We start from the raw sequence: 20,214 nt of genomic DNA, 5'->3' as shown, positions 1-20,214 counted from the left end.
CGCCTGTCCTAAACCATGATCCGGACAAGTGGAACCGGTTTTCGGACAATAGGGCCGCGCCTCGGCAAAGGGACGGCCCGATCGCGTCGAGAGCCCTTTAATGCGAGACCGACAAGGTTCCCATATCGGGGTGGATTTCGGCGGCCATAAGGCCTTTGTCGCCGCGCCCGAAGCGGACGAGCACGACCTGGCCGGGCCTGAGCTCGGTTATGCCGTAGCGCCGCAGGGTCTCCATGTGGACGAAGATATCTTCGGTTCCCTCGCCTCGCGTCAGGAAGCCGAAACCCTTGGTGCGGTTGAACCACTTGACCAGCGCCCGCTCGAGGCCGCTCTCCGCGGTCACGGTGACGTGCGTGCGCTGTTCCTGCTCCGCCGGATGGACAGCCGTGGAGGCATCCATCGAAAGGACGCGGAAAGCCTGCAGGCCCCGGTCGCCCTGTTTCACCAGGCACACGACCCGAGCGCCTTCGAGCGCCGTCTGGAAGCCGTCCCTTCGAAGACAAGTCACATGGAGGAGGATATCACCCGAGACACCATCGTCCGGAAGAATGAAGCCGTAGCCCTTGGCCACGTCGAACCATTTGATAGCGCCGGCGATTTCGACAAACTCGGCGGCATCGCCGCCATTGTCCCGCTGCAAGGCGTCGTCAAGGCTTCCGTCCCGCCTCGTGAAAGAGGCTTTTTCCCCCATAAGAATGCCCCCTTTTTTCAACTGAACTGCAACTGATTCTTGATCTCAGCTTAACACTGCGGCTTCCGGGGTGTGCAAGGGCTGACGTGCCTTTTTTCACCGTTGAACACCGGAAAGGCCGAAATGTTGTTTGCCGGCATCGCCGAGTGAGCGGCAATCCAGCCTGAAATCGACCCGTTGCGCGGATATGTCCGACGATTGCCCTTTGATCGGACGGCTCCTATGGTGCGCCGCAACGCAACGCTCCGAGGAAACCGATATGCGCTATCTCCACACAATGGTCCGCGTCGCCGATATCGACCAGTCGCTCGATTTCTACTGCAACAAGCTCGGTCTGAAGGAAGTCCGCCGCTACGAAAACGAGCAGGGCCGCTACACGCTGATCTTCCTCGCTGCGCCGGAAGACGAGCAGAGCGGCATCAATGAGAAGGCGCCGCTGGTCGAACTGACCTACAATTGGGACCCGGAAGACTATAAGGGCGGCCGCAATTTCGGCCACCTCGCCTATGAGGTCGACGATATCTATGCCACCTGCCAGAAGCTGATGGACAATGGCGTGACCATCAATCGTCCGCCGCGCGACGGCAACATGGCCTTCATCCGTTCGCCGGACGGCATCTCGATCGAGCTGCTGCAGAAAGGCCCGGCAAAGGCGAAGGCCGAGCCCTGGGCCTCGATGCCCAACACGGGCGTCTGGTAACGACGGCGGTCCCATGCCGATTTGACCCGCGGCCGCTGGCGTTTCGCCAGGCCCTGCTTATCTATCTGCCATTGGCGCCAGCCTCATCCGGCTGGCGTTTCTTCATCCGCCAGGAGAATTCCATGCTGACCAGCCGCGCCGATGTCGCCACCGAACATGCCAGCCGCTACCTGCAGCAGCTCTGCAAACACTGGTCGCACAAATTCCCGGTCGAGTTCGACCCCCAGCACGGCGCGATCCAGCTTTCGCTCGGCCGCACGGTGATGGACGCCGACGATCATGCGCTGCACATCGCCCTCGCCGCCGATGATACCGCGTCGCTGGAGCGGCTCGAGTCGGTGGTGGCCGACCACATCAAGCGCTTCGCCTTCCGTGAGGAATTGAGCTTCGACTGGCAAAAGGCCGCCTGACAATCCTTCGATCAGCCGCCCGCCTTCCCGGCCATGTCGAGCAACGCCAGCACGCTGCGCCAGTTGCGTGCCGTGCCCGGCACCTTCAGCGTGCGCGGGATCAGGTTGGCGAACACCGACTTTCCGAGTCCGTCCGGCGCGTGCAGGTAAAGCACGTCGCCCTTGATCTTGAACTGCTCCGGACCGGTGCATTTATCCGCGAGCCGCTGCGTCTCCTCGGCGGTCGGCTCGCGCTCCAGCGCGTAGGCGTGCAGCTTGGTCGGTTCGCCTGCGACCTCTGGATAAGGATTGTCCTTCACCAGCCGCTCGAACCAGCCGGCATCGCGCACCATGATGCGCGAATGAAAACCCCATTTCTTTTCGAAGGCCGCTTCGAGCTCCTTGGTCAGCGCCGCCGCGTTCCCCTTCTTCGCGCTGAATACAACATTGCCGCTCTGCACATAGGTCGCGACATCGCTGAAGCCGAGGCTTTCGAAGAAGGCTTTCAGCTCCGCCATTTTGACGATGCGGTTGCGGCCGACATTGATGCCGGAAAACAGCGCGACGAAGACAGTCCCTTTTGTGCTCATATGATGAACCCCGCCAGCGTCTCGTTGTCGGTAATGTCCTGATATTGCACGCCCTCGGCGTCGAAATTGGCCTTCAGCAGGTCGAAATTGCGCCTGTCCTTGGTCTCGATGCCGATCAGCACCGAGCCGAAATTGCGCGCCGACTTTTTCAGGTATTCGAAGCGGGCGATGTCGTCGTCGGGACCGAGCATTTCGAGGAAATCGCGCAGCGCGCCAGGCCGCTGCGGGAAGCGGATGATGAAATACTTTTTCAGCCCCTCGAAGCGCAGCGCCCGCTCCTTCACGTCCGGCAGACGCTCGAAATCGAAATTGCCGCCTGAGACGACCGCGACGATCGTCTTGCCCCTGATTTCCTTACGCGAAAAATCCTTCAGCGCGTCGATCGCCAGCGCCCCGGCCGGCTCCAGCACGACGCCCTCGACATTCAGCATCTCGATCATGGTGGCGCAGAGCCGGTTTTCCGGAACCAGCCGCACCGCGTCGACGGTGAAATCCTTGAGATGGCGCAGCGGCTCGCGGCCGATTTCGGCCACCGCGGCGCCGTCGACGAAATTGTCGACCTTGGCGAGCCTGACCCGCTTGCCGCTGGCAAGGCTCTCGCTGAGGCTCGGCGCGCCGGCCGGCTCGCAAAACACGAAGCGCGGGTCGCGATGCTGGTCGGCGAAATAGTGAGTGACACCGGCGGCCAGACCGCCACCGCCGACCGGCAGCATGATGATGTCGGGCACGCGCCCGCCCGGCATCTGCGCCGCGATCTCGAAGGCCACTGTCGCCTGTCCCTCGATGATGTCCTTGTGGTCGAAGGGCGGCACCATATGCGCGCCGGCGCTTTCGGTGAATTCGAAGGCGGCGCGGTAGCAATCGTCGAAGAAGTCGCCGACCAGCCTGATCTCGACGAATTCGCCGCCGAACAGCCGCGTCTTGTCGATCTTCTGCTGCGGCGTCGTCACCGGCATGAACACGACGCCCTTTTTGCCGAAATGCCGGCAGACGAAGGCAAAACCCTGCGCATGGTTGCCGGCCGAGGCGCAGACGAACAGTTCGGCATTGTTGCCGGCGGCGAGCGCCTTGCGGAAGAAGTTGAAAGCGCCCCTAATCTTGTAGGAGCGCACCGGCGTCAGGTCCTCGCGCTTCAGAAGGATGTGGGCGCGTGTCTTCTTCGAGAGATAGTCGTTTTCCTGCAGCGGCGTTTCCGGAAAAATTCCGCGGATCGCTTCAGCAGCTACGGCAACGCGGGCGGAAAAGCTGTTCACCACAAGTCCCTCATTTTCGAGCCCGCCGGCGCGCTCCAGGATGGCCGCGGCCCGTGCCGGCAAACCTTCCTGCCGCCCTTTTGGCTTTCGCGCAACAGTAGGATCACCGTCGCCCCGTGCTGAACCAATTTCCGCTGGACACGACTTACTTTAGCCGCACTTCGGCTGTCCGGGAGATTTTCGCGAAGGTGGCCGGCCAATCGCGGCCGGAGTGGAATTGCCAGTGAAAGTGTCGAAGTGCGGTTGAAGACAATTGTGATCCTTGCCCTTGCCCTGCTTATGGCCGGCTGCGCGGGCCACCAGACGCAGGAAATCCTGGGCAGCGTCGTCGTACCGACGCAGGCAACCGAGATCGCCGGCAACCATTCGATCTTCATCGCCACCACACGCAAGCGCTCCGACGACCCGAACAAGGTCTTCGACGGCGAACGCTCGGCGACGCTCAACTATGCCCGGGTCAACGTCACCGTCCCGCCAGTTCACCAGACCGGCCAGATCGAGCGCCGCTCGCGCGGCAAATCGGACGACCCGACGAAGTATTTCATGGCCTCGGAAGTCGTCGGCTACGACGCGCAGCCGAAATTCGTCAGCGCGCTCAACACCGACATCGACGCCCGCGGCGGCCGTGTCATGGTCTTCGTACACGGCTACAACACCGGCTTCGACGACGCCGTCTACCGGCTGACCCAGATCGTCCACGATTCCGGCTATCCGGGCACGCCGGTGCTGTTCTCCTGGGCTTCCGGCGCCAAGACCACCGATTATGTCTACGATAAGGAAAGCGCCGCCGCCGCCCGCGACCAGCTGGAAGTGACGCTGCGGATGCTGGCGCAGACCGGCGCCCGGCGCATCGATATCGTCGCCCATTCGATGGGAACCTGGGTGACGATGGAGACGCTGCGCCAGCTCGCCATCACCGGCGACCGCGATCTCAGCGGCAAGCTCGGCGACGTGGTGCTCGCCTCGCCCGACATCGATGTCGACGTCTTCAAGAGCCAGATGCGCCGCTACGGCAAACCGGACAAGCCGTTCATCCTGCTCCTGTCGGATGACGACCGGGCGCTGCGGCTCTCCGGCCTGATCGCCGGCTCGCGGCCGCGCGTGGGCGACTACAGGGATGCCGCCGACCTCGCCTCCTATGGCGTCACGGTCGTCGACCTCTCCAAGATCAAGGGTGCCGACAGCTTCAATCACACCAAATTCGCCGACAATCCGATGATGGTGCAGATGATCGGGCAGCGACTGCGAGAGGACGACGGCTTTGCCAGCGACCGCGACGTGACCGACCGCATCCGCCAGTTGGCCACGCAGTAATCGTATCGGCGCGGTTTCTGACTTAGAACTGGACCCGGCCGCCCTCTGGCTTTATCGGAATAGTCGGAGAGGTTTGCCGCCCTTGGGGGATCCCGGGTGATCTTGCGTGTTAGGATCGTGCTTGGCATTGCACTTGCGCTTGCCGTCAGCGGCTGCGCCGGCCAAAGCGCGCATGACCTTCTCAACCGCAAGCCGGTTACGGCGCCGGCCTCCGACATCGCCGCCAAGCACGAGATCTTCGTCGCCACGACCCGCCAGAAGGCGACCAAGGACCCTCGCCAGGTGTTCGACGGTGATCGTTCGCTGACCACCAGTTATGCGCTGGTCGACGTCACTGTTCCGAAGATCCACCAGGTCGGAGCCATCGAGCGCGCCAAGGGCTCCGCCGACAGCAATCCAGCCAAGCAATTTACCGCCACCGATGTCGTCCAGTACGGCGACGCACAGCAGTTCGCCAAGGCGGTCGGCTCCAACATCGCCATAAACGGCGACCGCGCCCTGGTTTTCGTGCACGGCTTCAATAACGGTTTCGACGACGGCGTCTTCAGGCTGACGCAGATCGCGCATGATACGAAATATCCCGGAACGCCGGTGCTGTTCTCCTGGGCATCGAGCGGCAAGACGACGGGCTATATCTACGACAAGGACAGCGCCAACGCCGCGCGCGACGACCTTGAGGCGACGCTCAGGATGCTCGCCAAAACGCGCGTCAAGAGCATCGACATCATAGCCCATTCGATGGGCACCTGGCTGACGATGGAAGCGCTGCGTCAGCTTGCCATCACCGGCGACCGCGATCTCGGCGGCAAGCTCGGCTATGTCGTCCTCGCCTCGCCCGATATCGACGTCGACGTCTTCAAGAAGCAGATGATCCGTTACGGCAAGCCCGACAAGCCCTTCGCCATCCTGCTTTCGGGCGACGACCGGGCGCTCAAGCTGTCGAGCTTCATCTCCGGCGATAAGCCGCGCGTCGGCGACTACGGCAACGCCGCCGACCTCGCGAGCTATGGCGTGGTCGTGGTCGACCTTACCAAGACCAAGGGCGGCGACGGCGGCTTGAACCATGCCAAATTCGCCGATAACCCCATCCTGGTGCAATTGCTCGGCGACCGGCTGCGCACGCCGGCAGCCCTGCGAGCGGGCGAACCTCAGGGAGCCGGGTTGGACAATATCGGCCAGGGGCTCGGCAAAGCTGTGGGATCGGTCGCCGAAGTGGTCATCACCACGCCGTTCAAGGTGCTGACCATAGCCACCGGCGGCGAGTAAACAGGCGCCGGGCTACACCCTATACGAACAGATCGACCTTCTGGAACGTCGTCACGTCGACCAGGCCGACATCCGAGATTCTGAGCTCCGGAATGACGACCAGCGCAAGCAGCGAGTGCTGCATATAGGCGTTGTTGAGCGAGCAGCCGACCTTGCGCATCGCCTCGGTGAGTTGCTCCGCCTTGGCCGCGACGATCTCGGCGCGCTCGTCTGACATCAGGCCGGCGATCGGCATTTCGACCAGCGCCAGTTCCTTGCCCTTGGAGTAGAGCACCACGCCGCCGCCCACCTCGCCCAGGCGGTTGACCGCAAGCGCCATATCCTCCTTGTTGGTGCCGACGACGATGATGTGATGCGCGTCATGCGCGACGCTCGAGGCCATCGCGCAGTCCTCCACATAGCCGAAACCGGAGACCAAGGCGTTGGTGACACCGCCCGTGCCGCGATGCCGCTCCACCAGGGCGATCTGGCAGATGTCGTTGCGGCGATCCATGGCGACCAGCCCGTCCTCGACCGGCAGGTCGGCCTCCAGCGCCCGTGTCGGGGCCTGGTTCTCGATCACGCCGATCACCCGCGCCCGCACCTCATTGGCGCCCTGGGGAGCGGCGATATCGAAGTCCGACGCGGCGAGCGTCTTGCCAAGCTTGACGGTGTTCTTCGCGGATTTGGGATAGTCATAGACCGGAATTTCGATTTCGAGCTTGCCGGCCTTGGCCAGCCTCACACCCCGACCATAGACCTCGTCGATCCGCATCTCAGCAAGATCGGAAACGATCAGCAGGTCGGCCAGCCGTCCCGGCGCGATCGAGCCGATCTCGCGCTCCAGTTTAAAATGTTGGGCGGTGTTGAGCGTCGCCATCTGGATCGCCGTCACCGGCTTCAGGCCCTGTTGGACGGCATGCCGCACCACCCGGTCCATATGGCCTTCATGCACCAGCGTGCCGGAATGGCTGTCATCGGTGCACAGGATGAAGTTGCGCGGATCAACGCCGCTTTCGGTCACCGCCTTGATCTGTGCCGCGACGTCGTACCAGGCAGAACCCAGCCTCAGCATCGCCTTCATGCCCTGGCGCACGCGCGCGATCGCGTCCTCGGCGCGCGTGCCTTCGTGATCGTCCTCGGCGCCTCCCGCGACATAGCCGTGGAACGGCAGGCCGAGATCGGGTGACGCATAGTGCCCGCCCACCGTCTTGCCGGCTTTGACCGTCTCGGCGATCTCGCCCGACATCACCGGATTGTTGGCGACGACGCCCGGAAAATTCATCACCTCGCCAAGCCCGATGATGTTTTCCCAGCTCATCGCCTCGGCCACATCGGCCACCGTCAATTCGGCGCCGGCATGCTCCAGTCCCGGCGCCGACGGCACGCAGGACGGCATCTGCACATGCACGTTGATCGGCATCGCAACCGCCTCGTCATGCATCAGGCGCACGCCCAGCAATCCGAGCACATTAGCGATCTCGTGCGGATCGATGAACATCGAGGTGGTGCCATGCGGGACTACCGCCCGGCAGAACTCGGTCACCGTCACCATGCCGCTTTCGACATGCATGTGCGCGTCGCACAGGCCGGGCACCAGATAGCGTCCGCCGGCATCGACGACCTTGGTCCTCTCCCCAATGGCGTGGCTGGCGTTCGGCCCGCAATAGGCAAAGCGGCCGGCCGCGATCGCGATATCGGTGCCGGGGATGATCTCGCCCGAATGGACATTCACCCAGCGCCCGTTGCGGATGACCAGATCGGCGGGCTTTCGGCCCATCGCGACATCGACCAGATGTGTCGCCACCTCCGTCCAGGGCTTTGGCTTTGCGGCGCTTGTCGGCTTGGCGTTCGTCATGGGCGAGTCCTCTGCATAAGCCACTGTGGCAAATGTCGGCGCGCGGAGCCAGAGCCTCCGTTTGGCCTCAGACGCAAACCCACGCTTGTTGACTATTCCAGGCGAAAGGCGATGCTGGTTGCCGAAACGAACCGTCGGAGGGGAAGGATGACCCGTTTCTGGAAAGCGTTCGCCACCGTCCTTTTGTTCATCGCATCGACCGCGCTGGCCATGGCCGAGGAGCGCTGGCAGACCCTGCCGGAGCCGGCGGCGATGCCCAAACCCGACGAAAGCGGCTACGCGCCCGTCAACGGCATCCAGATGTACTACGCCGTGTTCGGCACGGGCGACCCGGTGCTGCTCATCCATGGCGGCCTCGGCCATGCTGATATCTGGGCGAGCCAGGTGGCGACCCTCTCCAAGACCCACAAGGTGATCGTTGCCGACAGCCGCGGCCACGGCCGTTCGACCCGCACCGACGAGCCCTATGGCTACGACCTCATGGCCTCGGATTATCTGGCGCTGCTGGATTTCCTCAAGGTCGACAAGACCGCCCTGGTCGGCTGGAGCGACGGCGGCATCATCGGCATCGACATCGCGCTTCATCATCCCGAGCGGCTGACGAGGCTCTTCGCGCAGGCCGCCAACGTCACCACCGACGGCGTCGACCCCGGCGTCCTGACCAACAAGACCTTCGCCGCCTACATCGAGCGTTCCGGGCGCGACTACAAGAAAATGTCGAAGACGCCTGACCAGTATGACGCCTTCGTCGCGCAGATCAGTCATATGTGGGAATCGCAGCCAGCCTGGACCAAGGAGCAGCTCGGCAAGATCACCACGCCGACCGCGATCGTCGCCGGCGACCATGACGAGGCGATCAAGCGCGAGCATACGGAATATATGGCCTCTGTCATACCGGGCGCGAAGCTGATCATTCTGCCCAACGCCAGCCATTTCGCCATGCTGCAGGCGCCGGACGAATACAGCCAGGCGGCGCTCGATTTCATCGATGCCAAATAAACAGTCCGGGCGGGCATGAAGAATAGCCCGCCCCTTTGATCATCCGGATCGGCAGTTGATGGCGCAGACGATCAGGTTCGCGATCCTCGTGGTGTCGGCAGCCTTGGCCGGCCTGGCCTTCTTCGCCTTGCATTCGTTCTGGGCATGGGTCGTTCCGATCGCGATCTTTATCGCGGGCTCTCTGCTCGCCGAATACGCTTTTGGCCGGCTGGCCTCGCCCGAGGAGAAGCGGCGCGACCTGCAAGACCGCGTCCGCAATCCACCGACGTAAACCACTGTTGCAGGCTTGCAATTCCGTTTCGCGGCGATTGGAGCTAGGTTGCGACGAAAGTGTCTTTCGGAACCGCCATTTCGGAGTGCTCGATGCGTCGGTTGACGCTCGCCAGTGCCGGCTTTCTTGCCCTGCTGTCCGGGTCTGCCTGGGCAGCGGACATGGGTGCCGATCTGCCGATGACGGCGCCCGGCTTCGACTGGACCGGTTACTACGCCGGCATGCAGGCCGGCTATGGTTGGGGCCGGTCCGACATCACGGTCGATGGCGGATCGGTCAAGCCCGACATCGACGGCGGTTTCGTCGGCGGCCATGTCGCGGGACTCTGGCAGTTCGATCAGGCCGTGCTCGGCGCCGAGGCCGATCTCAACCACGCCTCGATCGACGGCTCCGCCGAGGCCGGCCCGGCAAATACATTCGGCACCGACGTGAAATGGTTCGGATCGATCAATGCCAAGGCAGGCTACGCCATGGATCGCGTGCTGCTCTACGGCATTGGCGGCATCGCTTTTGCCGGCATCGAGACTTCACAGACGGCAGGCACGGTCTCTGCCCAAACCCGCACCAGCACCGGCTGGACGCTCGGCGCCGGCGTCGACTATGCGTTGACCAACAATGTCGTCGTCGGCGCGCAATACCGCTACTATGATTTCGGAAAGGAGCATTTCGATGCTCAAGACACTTTCACCGACCGCGACCAGGACGTGAAGCTGCAGACGCTCGGCGTGAATTTCAGTTACAAATTCTGAGGCTTGCCGCTGTCGCGGCGATGCCCTTTATCTCGGAGATCTTTTGGAAATCAGGTGGCCGGCGCCCGCAGGGGGCGGGGAAATGGGTAGGGGCCTGATAGACGCCGGCCTCGGCGGATCGAGCCGCCTTGTGGGTTAACCTAACGGCATCCTCGCAAACCGTAATTCCGCGATCGCGCCACTTTCCAATGCGCCCCTGCTCCGCAAGCGCGGGACCGGTAGTGGTTAAGCCTCGACGCAAGGCAATCGGGCCGATCAGGACCCGTCCGAAGCGATCTTTCCGGCCGGCATCGCGGCGAGGCATTCCTCCAATCGCTGGAGCCGGGCTTTCTGCCAGCGCAGCGTGTGGGCGACGTCGTGCAGGCTGTATTTGGCTTTCGAATTGGCGGCTTTGATCAGATCGCGCTCGAGCCGCTCGATCTCGCGGCGGAGCTGCCGCGCCTCCTCCTCCCGTAGCCCCCGGATCCAGCCTGGCCCACGCATGGTTCCACCATCAAAGCCGGCTCGATACTGGCAGCCAAAGGCTAATGAGACCGGTTTGCCGAGCTTTGCATTTTACACATCGCTAATATTAAATCCGCACGCGCGACGATGGTCTGGCCAGCCACTAACGATATGTCGGCGACGCTGCTCGGCTCGAACCAGGCATATCAATATATTAGCATTTACTTGTATTAGGGGGCTGACAGGATCATAATAGGTCGGCGAGTACGGGGACTTTGAGGGAGGTTCCGATGCGACCGATCCTTCTGATCGCTGCCGCGGTTGCCGCATTCTTTGTCTGGGACGGTTTGGCAAACAAGAGTGCTTATCGAATTGCGCTAATGAAAACGGCTGACCAAGTGGAGAACTTCCAAGGCCTTGTCAGGGTCTCGTGGAATTAGCCAAGCATCCCAACCCAAACAGGCATGCCAATGCTTTGCACTGATCAGTTGTAGAAATGATCGTCTACAACTGTAAGATACGTCACATTGGCAAAGGTGTCGGGCGACCACTTTAGGCCGAGAACCCCGCCGAAATGCGCGGTATTCCGATCAGTTTTTAGGCTCGTCGGGCTTTGAGGTGGCGGCGCCTCGCCCAGCGAGTTTTCTTTCAATGCGGCAACAGCCGCGGCCGATTGCCAAGCGCCGGCTTTGGATGCCACGATCATCCAGCGGCACGCTACGGACGCGCGAGATGAACTCCACGATCAAGGGCGCCTTGATAATTGCAGCGGCGATCGTGATCGCCGCCGCCATGTTCATCTATTTCGGGCCATATCAGTCGTGCGTCCGCGAACTGCGCGTCTCCAATCCTTCCCCCGCAGCCACCTGTGCCAACCTGATCAGGTAAGCGCAGCATGAGCGACGCGAATAACTGGCTATATTTTAGGGCCAGACCTTTAGCCCGTCATTCATGGCTTAACGTCCGCATATTCAGCTCAAAGTTAATTGGCAAAATTCTCCTTATGGTTCAGTGACCTATGCGCAGAGCGGCGTGATGGTTCCAAGCAAGTCACAGTTAACGAATTGCTAATTTTCCTTTGACTCCGAAACCCTACAGGCAAAGGATTGGTTCTAGGTACGGCGGGAAGGCCGGCCCACAATCTCGGTTGGCCTTCCCTATTGCGGATTGGAAAGGGAAGGTGATTAGATCATGGAAGCCGTTTGCTACGCCCCCGGTGGGATCTGCCTCGCCTCAGTCGCCGTAAGCATAGCGATGACGTTTATCGTTTTGGCTCCATTCGCAGCGACGCGGCTGCTGGTACTGCGGATGCGTGCGCACGGTGGCATCAAAGCCGCTCCGCTCGCCGCGTAGGTTCCGCAATGCGACCGGTTCTGCTGATCGTCGCCGCCGTTGCGGCGTTCTTCGTTTGGGACAGCATGGCAAACGGCGGGGTCTACTCTGCCAAGTTGAAGCACCGGTGGATCGAGACCGAGAACTTCCAAGGTCTCGTCAGGATCAATTAGCGCTTCAGCCTTCGGTCTGCTCGGCACCGCGATTGAGCCGTCAGCGTCAAGTTCTCGGTGACGTTGCTGAGCGTGGCAACGCTTGGGTAGTTGTTCGCGGCAACGACGATTGCCGCCCGGCCTGGTAGCGCCGTGTCGCGTCTCTGGCGCATGGCGCGATGCGATCGACCGGTACGGAAAGCCGGCAAGGATGGCCCCTGCCCCCGACATTCCCAAGGTCCGCTTTCACTATATGCGTCACACCCACGCCTCCGCCCTGATTGCTGGCGGCCTCGATGTTTGTTGCAATCAGCCGTCGGTTAGGGCATGCGTCGCCGTGGTCACGCTATCGGTCTACGCCCACGTCTTCAAGAAGTCGGACGAAGGCGCGGCAGCGGCGATCGAGGTTGCGATGAGAACGGGCGCGGAAGGGTCTCGGTGCCAATTTGACCTCAGGGGTAGATCGGAACCGCCTTAAGTGCTTGAAATCGCGGCGCGCGGACGTGGCGGAATTGGTAGACGCAAGGGACTTAAAATCCCTCGATCTCTGATCGTACGGGTTCGATTCCCGTCGTCCGCACCACCCTTCGCTCTTCGACAAGTCCTCCGAAGCCTTGGCGAAGGGGAGCTTCGGGTGGCAGGCCACCAACGCCGAAGCATTGTAGCCGAAGACAGGCTCAAACCTTGATCGGATTGAGCTTCAGATGCTGGATCAGGATGATCGTCTTGGCATCGACGATGCGGCCGTCGGCGATGCCGGCCAGCGCCTCGTCCAACGGCATTTCCAGAACCTCGATGTCCTCGCCTTCCTCTGGTGAGCCGCCGCCGTCGGAAATGCGGTCGGCCGGCGAATAGCGCGCGGTGAAGAACCACAGCCGCTCCGTCACGCTGCCCGGGCTCATGAACGGCGAAAACAGCCGCTCGACGTCCTTGAGGTGGTAACCCAGTTCCTCCTCCGCTTCCTTGCGGATAGCGGTTTCGGGATCGTTTTCGTCGAGCAGGCCGGCGCAGGCCTCGATCAGCGGCTCGCGATGGCCCACGGCGTAAGCCGGGAAGCGGAACTGCCGCACCAGGAGCACCGTCTGGCGCTCAGGGTCGAACGGCAGGATGACCGCGCCGTCGCCGCGATCGTAGGTCTGGCGAGTCTGCGTCTCCCATCGCCCGTCGCGGCGGCGATAATCGAGCACTGTCTTCTTCAGCACGGCCCAGTCGTCCGAAAGAACCTCTTCCGAACGGATGCGAACGCGATCTTCCATGACGACCTCCGTATTGGCCGCAAAGGGGTAACGGCGAACGATGACCCGCGCAATCCCGGAAACCGACTGGTCCAGAGGGAGTTTCACCGGCTCGTGTCTGGCGCGACGCGTAGCGGCTGACTAGATAGCGGTATCTCTCCCAGGAGCCCATTCATGACGTCATCGCTTTTCCAGCCGATCACCCTCGGCGGCCTCACCTTCCCCAACCGTATCGCGGTCGCCCCCATGTGCCAGTATTCGGCCGAGGACGGCTCGGCCAGCGACTGGCATCTGTATCACTGGATGAACCTGGCAATGTCGGGCGCTGGCATGGTGACCGTCGAGATGACCGACGTCGAGCGGCGCGGACGCATCTCGCATGGCTGCCTCGGCCTCTATTCGGACGACAATGAGGCGGCCGCCAAGCGCACGCTCGATGCCGCCAGGCGCGTCGCCGCGCCCGGTACGAAGTTCGGAGTCCAGCTTGCCCATGCCGGCCGCAAGGCCTCCAACCGCAGACCCTGGGAAGGCGGCGGTCCGCTGCAGCCGGGCGAAGATCCCTGGCAGACCGTTTCTGCCTCGGCCATAGCCTACGACACGGGCTGGAATGTGCCGCACGCGTTGGAGGAGGACGAGATCCTGGAGCTCATTGGGCGTTTTGCGCAAGCGGCCGTGCGCGCCGAACGCGCCGGCTTCGATTTTGCCGAACTGCACGCCGCGCATGGCTATCTGATCTTCCAGTTCCTCTCGCCGCTCTCCAACCAGCGGACCGACCGCTGGGGCGGGTCGCTCGAAAACCGCATGCGCTTTGCGGTCGAAATCGCCAGGGCAGTGAGGAAGGCCGCCCCGTCCATGATGCTGGGCGCGCGCCTCTCGGTGAAGGAATGGGTCGACGGCGGTTTCGACGTCGAGGGCGCGATCGAGGTGGCCAAGGCGCTGAAGGCCGATGGCATCGCCTATATCTGCTGTTCCAGCGGCGGTAACTCGCCCCTGCAGCAGGTGCCGCCCGGCCCCGGCTACCAGGTGCATCTGGCGGAAGCCGTGCGCAACGGCGCCGGCATTCCGACACGCGCCGTGGGGCTGATCGACGATCCGAGCCAGGCCGAGGCGATCGTCGCCGATGGCCGCGCCGACATGGTGGCGCTGGCGCGCGCATTCCTCGCCGACCCGCGCTGGGGCTGGCGCGCCGCGGCTGCCTTCGGCGAGGAAATCCATCCGGCGCCGCAACTGGCGCGTTCGGTGACGACGATGCGGCATTGGATGAAGGCTGCCAGCTAGAGCAATTCCAGAAAAAGCGCGACCCGGTTAGGCTCGGCGACTTCGCCGTAGCCTTCCGTCCGGAATTGCGTCAAAACAACCGGAAGATGAGCGGGTCCTGAGACGTTTGGGCGCAGGACCCGCGCCACAACTGCAACCAATTTGGCCGTTTTACGTTCCGGCCATGATGGACAACAAGCCCTTTGAAAAGCCGGTGGTGGTCGAGCTCGGCCATGTCGGCAAATATCGCCAGATAAGCAGCACCCGCGAGGCCGCCGAGTGCCTGATGACCGTTTGGCCGCTCAATCGCGGCGAGCGGCATCGTAATGCGCTCGACACTTGCCTCAAAGCGCTGGAAGGTTATCGTTCGACAGCGGACGCGCGTCGCGCCCTCGTCGAAGCAGCCAAGGAATCGGAAGTGCTGGTCCCCGAAGATAGGCTGCCCGACGGAAAGCTGCATTAAGCAATTCCAGGAAAAGTGTGAGCGGATTTCCGTCCGGAATTGCGTATAACAAGAAGATAGGGCGTTTCACCGTTTCCGTGAAACGTGAGACGCACTAGCGGACTTCTCAACCGGAGGATTTCATGGCGAAGCTGACTTACAAGATCGTCGAACATGATGGCGGCTGGGCCTACAAGGTCGGCTCGACATTTTCGGAGACTTTCCGCACGCACCAAGAGGCGCTGCGCGCGGCCGAAATCGCCTCGGCCGAGCAGCAGGTTGCCGGCGCCACGGATGGCATCCAGTATGAGGATGCCGAAGGCAAGTGGCACGATGAACTGGCCGACGGCCGCGACCGCCCGCAGACCGAAGTATCCGACTAGGGTGTGTTGAGATTCAGGTCAGTCACGCCGAGTCGAATGGCGGGTTCCGAGAACCGGAGCGGAGCGTACTTAAAATACGTGAGCACCGGAAGCGCAGGAAACCGTCATTTGCAGGCCGGCATCACCTGAATATCAACACACCCTAAAGCATGTCTCCCGAAAGTGATAATCGGTTTCGGGACGAAGGCATGCGCAAAATCAAAAAGCTAAAGCGCATGGAGCGAATCTGAAAGATCGCGACGCTCTTTGAGAGCGGGATCGCCCCCGCGACCGGCGAAGCCCGTAGGCTCACGCCGGCCGCCGGCGACTGTGCCTCGCTATTTTCCGCAGTACTGGTCGTTGACGTTCTGTCGCGAATTGGCGTCCGGGCCAGGCGTGCTGTCGGCGCATGGACCAATGGCACCGGTATTGCCGAGGGTGTTGAGGCCGGAGGAGTCACCGCCCGCAATGCTGCCCGTGGTGGTCCGATCGATCGGCCGCTCGCTCGACGTTGAGCGGTCGCTGTGCCACCACGACCAGTCGTTGGACGACTGCGCCATCGCCGCGCCACTCATGGCCAATACGAGCGCCGAAGCCGCTATGAATTTCCTAAGCATTGGAGTCTCCGTTGTGGTTCGTCGCCGCTTGGGTCGGCGACGTGAACGAAACCTCAGGTTCAAGGCAAAGGTTCCGGCCGGAAAATCACGATGGACCAAGGCATTGGACACGTTCGTGTGACGACTCCGTGAGCCAGCGAAGGCTCGATACCGGCAGAACCGCGCAACTCTCGCCAAAAGTCAGGTCACGCCGCGAAGGCGCGCATGGCAATGCGCTGGATAAAGGCGACGACCCGTTCGTGTTCGACGAATTGCGGCATATGGCCGAGACCTTCGATCCGCTCGAAATCGAGCCCTTGGATCTTGTCCAGCATCGGCTCGCCATGGACGGGCTCGCCAATGACACGGTCGGCGCTGCCGAACAGAATTCCAACCGGCATCGCCATCTCGCCATAGCGCCGTTCGATGCGGCCAAGATCCTGCTCCACCGCAACGACGTCGGTGGAGGTGGCAAAATAGTGAGACGGGCGCAACCCGAGCCACCCGCCGCCGGCGATCATGTAGTCCGCGGGAACCGTTTGCGGCGCGAAAATGAATTTCATTGTCGGCTGCGCGTAAAGAAGGCTCAGCGGTATCGCCAGCGTATGAGCCAGAGCGCGGCGCAGCAGCCGTGACGGAACATAGAGCAGGTCAAATCCCTGACGCGCCCTCGCTTCCTGATGCGTCAGCGGCGAGAGCAGCGCGATGCCGGAAATCGCTGCCGGATGCTCGGTCGCCAGCGCAAGCGCTATCGCTCCGCCAAGCGAATGGCCGACGATCAGGGGCCGCTCCAGGCGCAGTTCCTCGATGAATCGCAGCACGATTTCCGCCTGTTCGGGCAGCCGGCCGGTCGCGCTGCTTGCGCGAACCGAATAGCCGGAGCCCGGTCGGTCGAGCGCGATCAGTCGATAGCCGGCGCCGAAGCGCCCGAACAACGTGTGGCGGAAATGATGGAGCTGGGCGCCGAGCCCATGCAGAAAGACAATCGGCCGGCCCTCGCCTTCTTCCACATAGTGGATGCGATTGCCACCGATGTCGACGAATTTGCCGCAAGCCGGCACTAGTCTTTCGGCCTTTGCGGCGATCCGCCAAGTTGCAAGCATCAGGGCGAACAAGATAAGGGCCGCCGCAACGACCAGGCCGGCGAACAGCCACAAGACAATCGATATCAGCATATTTTGATCCGGAACTGACGGACCGCACCATATCCGCAACGAGCGCCGCCACAAGCACGAGCGTCAGGCTTTCGCATTGCGGCCGGCCGCGGCCCGCGTTATCTCAGGCGACCTCGATGCCGGAGCCCGCCATGCCTGAAATCGTCACCGCCGCCATGCTCGTCATCGGCGACGAAATCCTCTCCGGCCGCACCAAGGACAAGAATATCGGCCACCTCGCCGACATCATGACGGCGATCGGCATCGACTTGAAGGAAGTGCGCATCGTCCCCGACGAGGAGGATGAGATCGTTGCGGCGGTGAATGCCGTGCGCGCCCGCTATACCTACGTCTTCACGACCGGCGGCATCGGCCCCACGCATGACGACATCACCGCCGATTCCATGGCCAAGGCCTTCGGCGTGCCCTGCGAATACGACGCCAAGGCCTATGCCTTGCTGGAGGCGAGCTATGCCCAGCGCGGCATCGAATTCACCGAAGCGCGCAAGCGCATGGCGCGCATGCCGCGCGGCGCCGACCATATCGACAACCCCGTCTCCGTCGCGCCGGGCTTCCGCATCGGCAATGTCCATGTCATGGCCGGCGTGCCGTCGATCTTCCAGGCCATGCTCGACAATGTCGTGCCGACGCTCAAGGCCGGCACGAAGATGCTGTCGGCCACCGTGCACTGCCCCTTCGGCGAGGGCCTGGTCGGTGGGCCGCTGGCCGACATCCAGAAGGCGCATCCCGACACCATCATCGGCTCCTATCCCAAATATGGCGACGGCAAGTTCTGGACCGAGCTCGTGGTGCGCGCTCGCAGCGAGGAAGCGCTCGAGGCAGCGCGCAAGGACGTCGAGGCGATGGTGGCGGGCTTCGCCAAGGCGGGCTGACCGGCGTTCGGCTGGAACCAGTCAACGCGCTGAGGCGTTCCCTTGCTGCGCCCACGCGTAGCGCAAACAATTGAGGGACCGGTCATGCGTTTCAGGACAATCGTCGCCATTTTGCAGAACGAGCAGGATGCCGAGCGCGTTCTCGATTGCGCCATTCCGCTTGCCGAAAGGTTCGAGAGTCATCTCGTCGGCATCCATGCCGAGGCGTTGCCCGTTCCCTACACCTCGGCCACCGGCTTTCCGGACACCGAATTCCTGCAGGTCTCGGCCGAGATGAACAAGGAACGCGCCGACAAGCTGCAGGCGTATTTCCTGAGGCGGGTCGAGGAATCCGGCCTGTCCTTCGAATGGCGAAGCCTGGAAAGCTTCTCCGGCGACAGCGCGCTGACCGGCATAACGAGCGTGCGCGCCGCCGATCTGATCATCGCCGCGCAGCGCGATACCGGCGGCGACCCGAGCGCCGACGTCGACACACTGGTCTATGATGCCGGCCGGCCGGTGCTGGTCGTGCCCCATGCCGGGCCGCTGATCACGACCTTCAGACGTGTGCTGCTTGCCTGGAACGGCAGCAAGGAAGCGGCGCGCGCCGCTTTTGACGCCCTGCCCTTCATCGCCGAGGCCGACAAGACGGACATTCTCGTCATCGACCCGCCGGAGACGCTGGATGAATCGCCGGAAGCCGCCGGTGCCGAGATCGCCGCGGCGCTGTCGCGACACGGCGCCAATGTCAGCGTCTGCGTGCAGAAATCCGATGGATCCTCCGTCGACGATCTCATCCAGGCCCGCATAACGGAATGCGGCGCCGATCTTCTGGTGCTTGGCGCCTACAGCCATTCCTGGCTGCGGCAGCTTCTGTTCGGCGGCGTCACGCGCACGGTGCTGCGCACGACGAACGTGGCGGCTTTCCTGTCGCGGTAGCAACCGCGTCCCCTGATTTCGTCCGGCGCGCTTCAAGTTCACAGCCATCGCCAGACGCTGCCCTTGCCAAGCCTGGCGCTTTCCGGCTAATTCCGCGTGCATTCCATTGTTTTTGCGCGCCGCGGCGCGCTTGCGGAGTGCGCGAGCCATGTCCCTTCCCGAAAAAGCCTTTCCCGTCTCTTGGGACCAATTCCACCGCGACGCCCGCGCGCTGTCCTGGCGGCTTTCCGGCGCCAGCAAGGGACAGTGGAAAGCGATCGTCTGCATCACCCGCGGTGGCCTGGTGCCAGCGGCCATCATCGCGCGAGAGCTCGGCATCCGGGTCATCGAGACGGTATGCGTCGCTTCCTATCACGACTATACGAGCCAGGGGCAGTTGCAGGTTCTCAAGGAGATTTCGCCGCCGTTGCTCGCCGATGACGGGGCCGGTGTGCTCATCATCGACGACCTGACCGATACCGGCAAGACGGCCGGCATCGTGCGCGCCATGATGCCGAAGGCGCATTTCGCGACCGTCTATGCCAAGCCGAAGGGCCGGCCGCTGGTCGATACATTCGTCACCGAGGTCAGCCAGGATACCTGGATCTACTTTCCCTGGGACATGGGCTTCACCTACCAGAAGCCTATCGCGGACGATCACGCCGGCTGAGCGGCGCTCAAATCTTCCGGAGAACCTGCCTCAAAGGCGCGTCGTGTAACCGCGCCAATGGATGCAACTATTTGCGAACTGACTTTTTCTGGTGGGATTTTCCGACGGAGTGAAGTTTTTTACTTTTAAAGCTCAAAATCCGCCGTAGATTCGTAAGGTGGCAAACGATTCTGGAGGCTGGGGCAGCTTTCTTCAATGTTGACGAGGCCTACAACGCATAGTGCTATGACCGAAAGAGTCAGAAGACTTTTCGGCACGGCGCCATGCCGCCTGCAAGTTGCCGCCTTGCCTTGGCGCGAGGGCAAAGACGGCGTCGAGATCATGCTGATCACCAGCCGTGACACCGGACGCTGGGTGCTGCCCAAGGGGTGGCCGGAGGCCAGGGAGGCGCTTTGCCAGGCCGCGGCCCGTGAAGCAGGCGAGGAAGCCGGATTGCGCGGCACCGTCTCGCATCTTGAAGCCGGCCGCTATTTCTATGCCAAAGTCCTCGGCTCAGGCGAGGAAGTGCCTTGCGAAGTGCTGGTCTTTCCGCTGCATGTCGACCGCGTCGCGGATCGCTGGAAAGAGAAGCGCGCGCGAACGCGCAAATGGGTTGGCGCGACCGAGGCGGTCGAAATGATCAACGAGCCGGACCTTTGCCAGATCATTGCCGGCTTCTGTGCCGCACCGCACAAGTTCGCCTGATTCAACATTTCCGGAAAATGCGTAGCGGTCGGTCTCG

Annotated in this window: 24 protein-coding genes and 1 tRNA gene; 16 read left to right on the top strand and 9 right to left on the bottom strand. The window is 62.5% G+C overall.

Annotation, left to right across the window (positions count from 1 at the left end):
* Window positions 1-97: 97 nt before the first annotated feature.
* Complete coding sequence (locus EN869_RS12815) at window positions 98-691, bottom strand: cold-shock protein (RefSeq protein ID WP_127226047.1); 594 nt, start codon at window positions 689-691, stop codon at window positions 98-100.
* Between the two features lie 259 nt (window positions 692-950).
* On the opposite strand from EN869_RS12815, the gene gloA reads away from it, so the two are divergent.
* Window positions 951-1,391, top strand: coding sequence for a lactoylglutathione lyase (gene gloA, locus EN869_RS12810; RefSeq protein ID WP_127226046.1), 441 nt, complete (start codon window positions 951-953; stop codon window positions 1,389-1,391).
* A 122-nt stretch (window positions 1,392-1,513) separates the two neighbouring features.
* Window positions 1,514-1,801, top strand: a complete 288-nt coding sequence (locus tag EN869_RS12805; protein ID WP_127226045.1) for a DUF2218 domain-containing protein — start codon at window positions 1,514-1,516, stop codon at window positions 1,799-1,801.
* Between the two features lie 11 nt (window positions 1,802-1,812).
* Here EN869_RS12805 and EN869_RS12800 read toward each other — a convergent pair whose 3' ends face one another.
* Both EN869_RS12800 and ilvA read right to left on the bottom strand, forming a co-directional pair.
* Window positions 1,813-2,370 carry a DUF1697 domain-containing protein gene (locus EN869_RS12800; protein ID WP_127226044.1) on the bottom strand — a complete coding sequence of 186 codons (558 nt, stop codon included), beginning with the start codon at window positions 2,368-2,370 and terminating at the stop codon, window positions 1,813-1,815.
* Complete coding sequence (ilvA, locus tag EN869_RS12795; protein WP_127226542.1) at window positions 2,367-3,623, bottom strand: threonine ammonia-lyase IlvA; 1,257 nt, start codon at window positions 3,621-3,623, stop codon at window positions 2,367-2,369. Before ilvA ends, EN869_RS12800 begins: the two co-directional genes overlap by 4 nt.
* A gap of 279 nt (window positions 3,624-3,902) precedes the next feature.
* Here ilvA and EN869_RS12790 point away from each other — a divergent pair, with 279 nt between their 5' ends.
* Window positions 3,903-4,937: an alpha/beta hydrolase gene (locus EN869_RS12790; RefSeq protein WP_245489430.1), complete on the top strand. Its 1,035-nt coding sequence runs from the start codon at window positions 3,903-3,905 to the stop codon at window positions 4,935-4,937.
* Between the two features lie 96 nt (window positions 4,938-5,033).
* Window positions 5,034-6,203 (top strand): alpha/beta hydrolase, encoded by a 1,170-nt coding sequence (locus EN869_RS12785; protein ID WP_127226042.1) that lies wholly within the window; start codon window positions 5,034-5,036, stop codon window positions 6,201-6,203.
* A gap of 19 nt (window positions 6,204-6,222) precedes the next feature.
* Here EN869_RS12785 and ade read toward each other — a convergent pair whose 3' ends face one another.
* Window positions 6,223-8,040: an adenine deaminase gene (gene ade, locus EN869_RS12780; protein ID WP_127226041.1), complete on the bottom strand. Its 1,818-nt coding sequence runs from the start codon at window positions 8,038-8,040 to the stop codon at window positions 6,223-6,225.
* A gap of 147 nt (window positions 8,041-8,187) precedes the next feature.
* Between ade and EN869_RS12775 the strand changes: the two genes are divergently transcribed.
* The 3 genes from EN869_RS12775 (at window position 8,188) to EN869_RS12765 (ending at window position 10,059) form a co-directional block, all read left to right on the top strand.
* The gene (locus EN869_RS12775) at window positions 8,188-9,039 is read left to right on the top strand and encodes an alpha/beta hydrolase (RefSeq protein ID WP_127226040.1); all 852 of its coding nucleotides are present in this window, start codon (window positions 8,188-8,190) and stop codon (window positions 9,037-9,039) included.
* A gap of 58 nt (window positions 9,040-9,097) precedes the next feature.
* Complete coding sequence (locus EN869_RS12770) at window positions 9,098-9,310, top strand: hypothetical protein (protein ID WP_127226039.1); 213 nt, start codon at window positions 9,098-9,100, stop codon at window positions 9,308-9,310.
* 92 nt (window positions 9,311-9,402) lie between these two features.
* Window positions 9,403-10,059 carry an outer membrane protein gene (locus tag EN869_RS12765; protein WP_127394970.1) on the top strand — a complete coding sequence of 219 codons (657 nt, stop codon included), beginning with the start codon at window positions 9,403-9,405 and terminating at the stop codon, window positions 10,057-10,059.
* 255 nt (window positions 10,060-10,314) lie between these two features.
* On the opposite strand, the gene EN869_RS12760 is transcribed toward EN869_RS12765, so the two are convergent.
* Together EN869_RS12760 and EN869_RS12755 are read right to left on the bottom strand one after the other, a co-directional pair.
* Complete coding sequence (locus EN869_RS12760; protein WP_127226038.1) at window positions 10,315-10,542, bottom strand: hypothetical protein; 228 nt, start codon at window positions 10,540-10,542, stop codon at window positions 10,315-10,317.
* A 445-nt stretch (window positions 10,543-10,987) separates the two neighbouring features.
* A complete protein-coding gene (locus tag EN869_RS12755; RefSeq protein WP_127226037.1) occupies window positions 10,988-11,209 on the bottom strand; it encodes a hypothetical protein in 222 nt (73 codons plus the stop codon).
* A gap of 26 nt (window positions 11,210-11,235) precedes the next feature.
* On the opposite strand from EN869_RS12755, the gene EN869_RS34375 reads away from it, so the two are divergent.
* On the top strand, window positions 11,236-11,391 hold the full coding sequence (locus EN869_RS34375) for a hypothetical protein (protein WP_167507030.1): 156 nt from the start codon (window positions 11,236-11,238) through the stop codon (window positions 11,389-11,391).
* A gap of 1,093 nt (window positions 11,392-12,484) precedes the next feature.
* Window positions 12,485-12,570 (top strand) — tRNA-Leu (locus EN869_RS12750).
* A 94-nt stretch (window positions 12,571-12,664) separates the two neighbouring features.
* On the opposite strand, the gene EN869_RS12745 is transcribed toward EN869_RS12750, so the two are convergent.
* Window positions 12,665-13,243 carry an NUDIX domain-containing protein gene (locus EN869_RS12745; RefSeq protein WP_127226036.1) on the bottom strand — a complete coding sequence of 193 codons (579 nt, stop codon included), beginning with the start codon at window positions 13,241-13,243 and terminating at the stop codon, window positions 12,665-12,667.
* Window positions 13,244-13,396: 153 nt separating this feature from the next.
* Here EN869_RS12745 and EN869_RS12740 point away from each other — a divergent pair, with 153 nt between their 5' ends.
* From EN869_RS12740 to EN869_RS12730, 3 genes are all read left to right on the top strand, one after another.
* On the top strand, window positions 13,397-14,500 hold the full coding sequence (locus tag EN869_RS12740) for an NADH:flavin oxidoreductase/NADH oxidase (protein ID WP_127226035.1): 1,104 nt from the start codon (window positions 13,397-13,399) through the stop codon (window positions 14,498-14,500).
* A gap of 163 nt (window positions 14,501-14,663) precedes the next feature.
* Complete coding sequence (locus EN869_RS12735) at window positions 14,664-14,942, top strand: DUF982 domain-containing protein (RefSeq protein WP_127226034.1); 279 nt, start codon at window positions 14,664-14,666, stop codon at window positions 14,940-14,942.
* A 122-nt stretch (window positions 14,943-15,064) separates the two neighbouring features.
* Window positions 15,065-15,304 (top strand): DUF2188 domain-containing protein, encoded by a 240-nt coding sequence (locus EN869_RS12730; protein ID WP_127226033.1) that lies wholly within the window; start codon window positions 15,065-15,067, stop codon window positions 15,302-15,304.
* A gap of 317 nt (window positions 15,305-15,621) precedes the next feature.
* Here EN869_RS12730 and EN869_RS12725 read toward each other — a convergent pair whose 3' ends face one another.
* Together EN869_RS12725 and EN869_RS12720 are read right to left on the bottom strand one after the other, a co-directional pair.
* Window positions 15,622-15,900, bottom strand: a complete 279-nt coding sequence (locus EN869_RS12725) for a hypothetical protein (protein ID WP_127226032.1) — start codon at window positions 15,898-15,900, stop codon at window positions 15,622-15,624.
* Between the two features lie 185 nt (window positions 15,901-16,085).
* Entirely contained in the window at window positions 16,086-17,054 is a 969-nt protein-coding gene (locus EN869_RS12720) for an alpha/beta fold hydrolase (RefSeq protein ID WP_127226031.1), read from the bottom strand.
* Window positions 17,055-17,185: 131 nt separating this feature from the next.
* Between EN869_RS12720 and EN869_RS12715 the strand changes: the two genes are divergently transcribed.
* The 4 genes from EN869_RS12715 (at window position 17,186) to EN869_RS12700 (ending at window position 20,177) form a co-directional block, all read left to right on the top strand.
* Complete coding sequence (locus EN869_RS12715) at window positions 17,186-17,926, top strand: competence/damage-inducible protein A (protein WP_127226030.1); 741 nt, start codon at window positions 17,186-17,188, stop codon at window positions 17,924-17,926.
* An 84-nt stretch (window positions 17,927-18,010) separates the two neighbouring features.
* Window positions 18,011-18,844 (top strand): universal stress protein, encoded by an 834-nt coding sequence (locus EN869_RS12710; protein WP_127226029.1) that lies wholly within the window; start codon window positions 18,011-18,013, stop codon window positions 18,842-18,844.
* A 148-nt stretch (window positions 18,845-18,992) separates the two neighbouring features.
* Complete coding sequence (gene gpt / locus EN869_RS12705; protein ID WP_127226028.1) at window positions 18,993-19,493, top strand: xanthine phosphoribosyltransferase; 501 nt, start codon at window positions 18,993-18,995, stop codon at window positions 19,491-19,493.
* 195 nt (window positions 19,494-19,688) lie between these two features.
* Window positions 19,689-20,177 carry an NUDIX hydrolase gene (locus EN869_RS12700; protein WP_127226027.1) on the top strand — a complete coding sequence of 163 codons (489 nt, stop codon included), beginning with the start codon at window positions 19,689-19,691 and terminating at the stop codon, window positions 20,175-20,177.
* Window positions 20,178-20,214: the final 37 nt, after the last annotated feature.

This window comes from Mesorhizobium sp. M2D.F.Ca.ET.226.01.1.1, assembly GCF_004022705.2.
Classification (GTDB): Bacteria; Pseudomonadota; Alphaproteobacteria; order Rhizobiales; family Rhizobiaceae; genus Mesorhizobium.
Note: the sequence above shows the minus strand (reverse complement) of the source record. Positions and strands in the feature narration are given on the sequence as shown.

What these genes read in the sequence shown, in the direction of transcription:
- EN869_RS12815 (WP_127226047.1), bottom strand. Translation starts at nt 691, where the DNA reads ATGGGGGAAAAAGCCTCTTTCACGAGGCGGGACGGAAGCCTTGACGAC.
- EN869_RS12800 (WP_127226044.1), bottom strand. Translation starts at nt 2,370, where the DNA reads ATGAGCACAAAAGGGACTGTCTTCGTCGCGCTGTTTTCCGGCATCAAT.
- EN869_RS12740 (WP_127226035.1), top strand. Translation starts at nt 13,397, where the DNA reads ATGACGTCATCGCTTTTCCAGCCGATCACCCTCGGCGGCCTCACCTTC.
- EN869_RS12730 (WP_127226033.1), top strand. Translation starts at nt 15,065, where the DNA reads ATGGCGAAGCTGACTTACAAGATCGTCGAACATGATGGCGGCTGGGCC.
- EN869_RS12805 (WP_127226045.1), top strand. Translation starts at nt 1,514, where the DNA reads ATGCTGACCAGCCGCGCCGATGTCGCCACCGAACATGCCAGCCGCTAC.
- EN869_RS12725 (WP_127226032.1), bottom strand. Translation starts at nt 15,900, where the DNA reads ATGCTTAGGAAATTCATAGCGGCTTCGGCGCTCGTATTGGCCATGAGT.
- EN869_RS12735 (WP_127226034.1), top strand. Translation starts at nt 14,664, where the DNA reads ATGATGGACAACAAGCCCTTTGAAAAGCCGGTGGTGGTCGAGCTCGGC.
- EN869_RS34375 (WP_167507030.1), top strand. Translation starts at nt 11,236, where the DNA reads ATGAACTCCACGATCAAGGGCGCCTTGATAATTGCAGCGGCGATCGTG.
- EN869_RS12745 (WP_127226036.1), bottom strand. Translation starts at nt 13,243, where the DNA reads ATGGAAGATCGCGTTCGCATCCGTTCGGAAGAGGTTCTTTCGGACGAC.
- EN869_RS12765 (WP_127394970.1), top strand. Translation starts at nt 9,403, where the DNA reads ATGCGTCGGTTGACGCTCGCCAGTGCCGGCTTTCTTGCCCTGCTGTCC.
- EN869_RS12760 (WP_127226038.1), bottom strand. Translation starts at nt 10,542, where the DNA reads ATGCGTGGGCCAGGCTGGATCCGGGGGCTACGGGAGGAGGAGGCGCGG.
- gloA (WP_127226046.1), top strand. Translation starts at nt 951, where the DNA reads ATGCGCTATCTCCACACAATGGTCCGCGTCGCCGATATCGACCAGTCG.
- EN869_RS12755 (WP_127226037.1), bottom strand. Translation starts at nt 11,209, where the DNA reads ATGATCGTGGCATCCAAAGCCGGCGCTTGGCAATCGGCCGCGGCTGTT.
- gpt (WP_127226028.1), top strand. Translation starts at nt 18,993, where the DNA reads ATGTCCCTTCCCGAAAAAGCCTTTCCCGTCTCTTGGGACCAATTCCAC.
- EN869_RS12710 (WP_127226029.1), top strand. Translation starts at nt 18,011, where the DNA reads ATGCGTTTCAGGACAATCGTCGCCATTTTGCAGAACGAGCAGGATGCC.
- ade (WP_127226041.1), bottom strand. Translation starts at nt 8,040, where the DNA reads ATGACGAACGCCAAGCCGACAAGCGCCGCAAAGCCAAAGCCCTGGACG.
- EN869_RS12720 (WP_127226031.1), bottom strand. Translation starts at nt 17,054, where the DNA reads ATGCTGATATCGATTGTCTTGTGGCTGTTCGCCGGCCTGGTCGTTGCG.
- EN869_RS12775 (WP_127226040.1), top strand. Translation starts at nt 8,188, where the DNA reads ATGACCCGTTTCTGGAAAGCGTTCGCCACCGTCCTTTTGTTCATCGCA.
- EN869_RS12700 (WP_127226027.1), top strand. Translation starts at nt 19,689, where the DNA reads ATGTTGACGAGGCCTACAACGCATAGTGCTATGACCGAAAGAGTCAGA.
- EN869_RS12715 (WP_127226030.1), top strand. Translation starts at nt 17,186, where the DNA reads ATGCCTGAAATCGTCACCGCCGCCATGCTCGTCATCGGCGACGAAATC.
- EN869_RS12770 (WP_127226039.1), top strand. Translation starts at nt 9,098, where the DNA reads ATGGCGCAGACGATCAGGTTCGCGATCCTCGTGGTGTCGGCAGCCTTG.
- EN869_RS12790 (WP_245489430.1), top strand. Translation starts at nt 3,903, where the DNA reads ATGGCCGGCTGCGCGGGCCACCAGACGCAGGAAATCCTGGGCAGCGTC.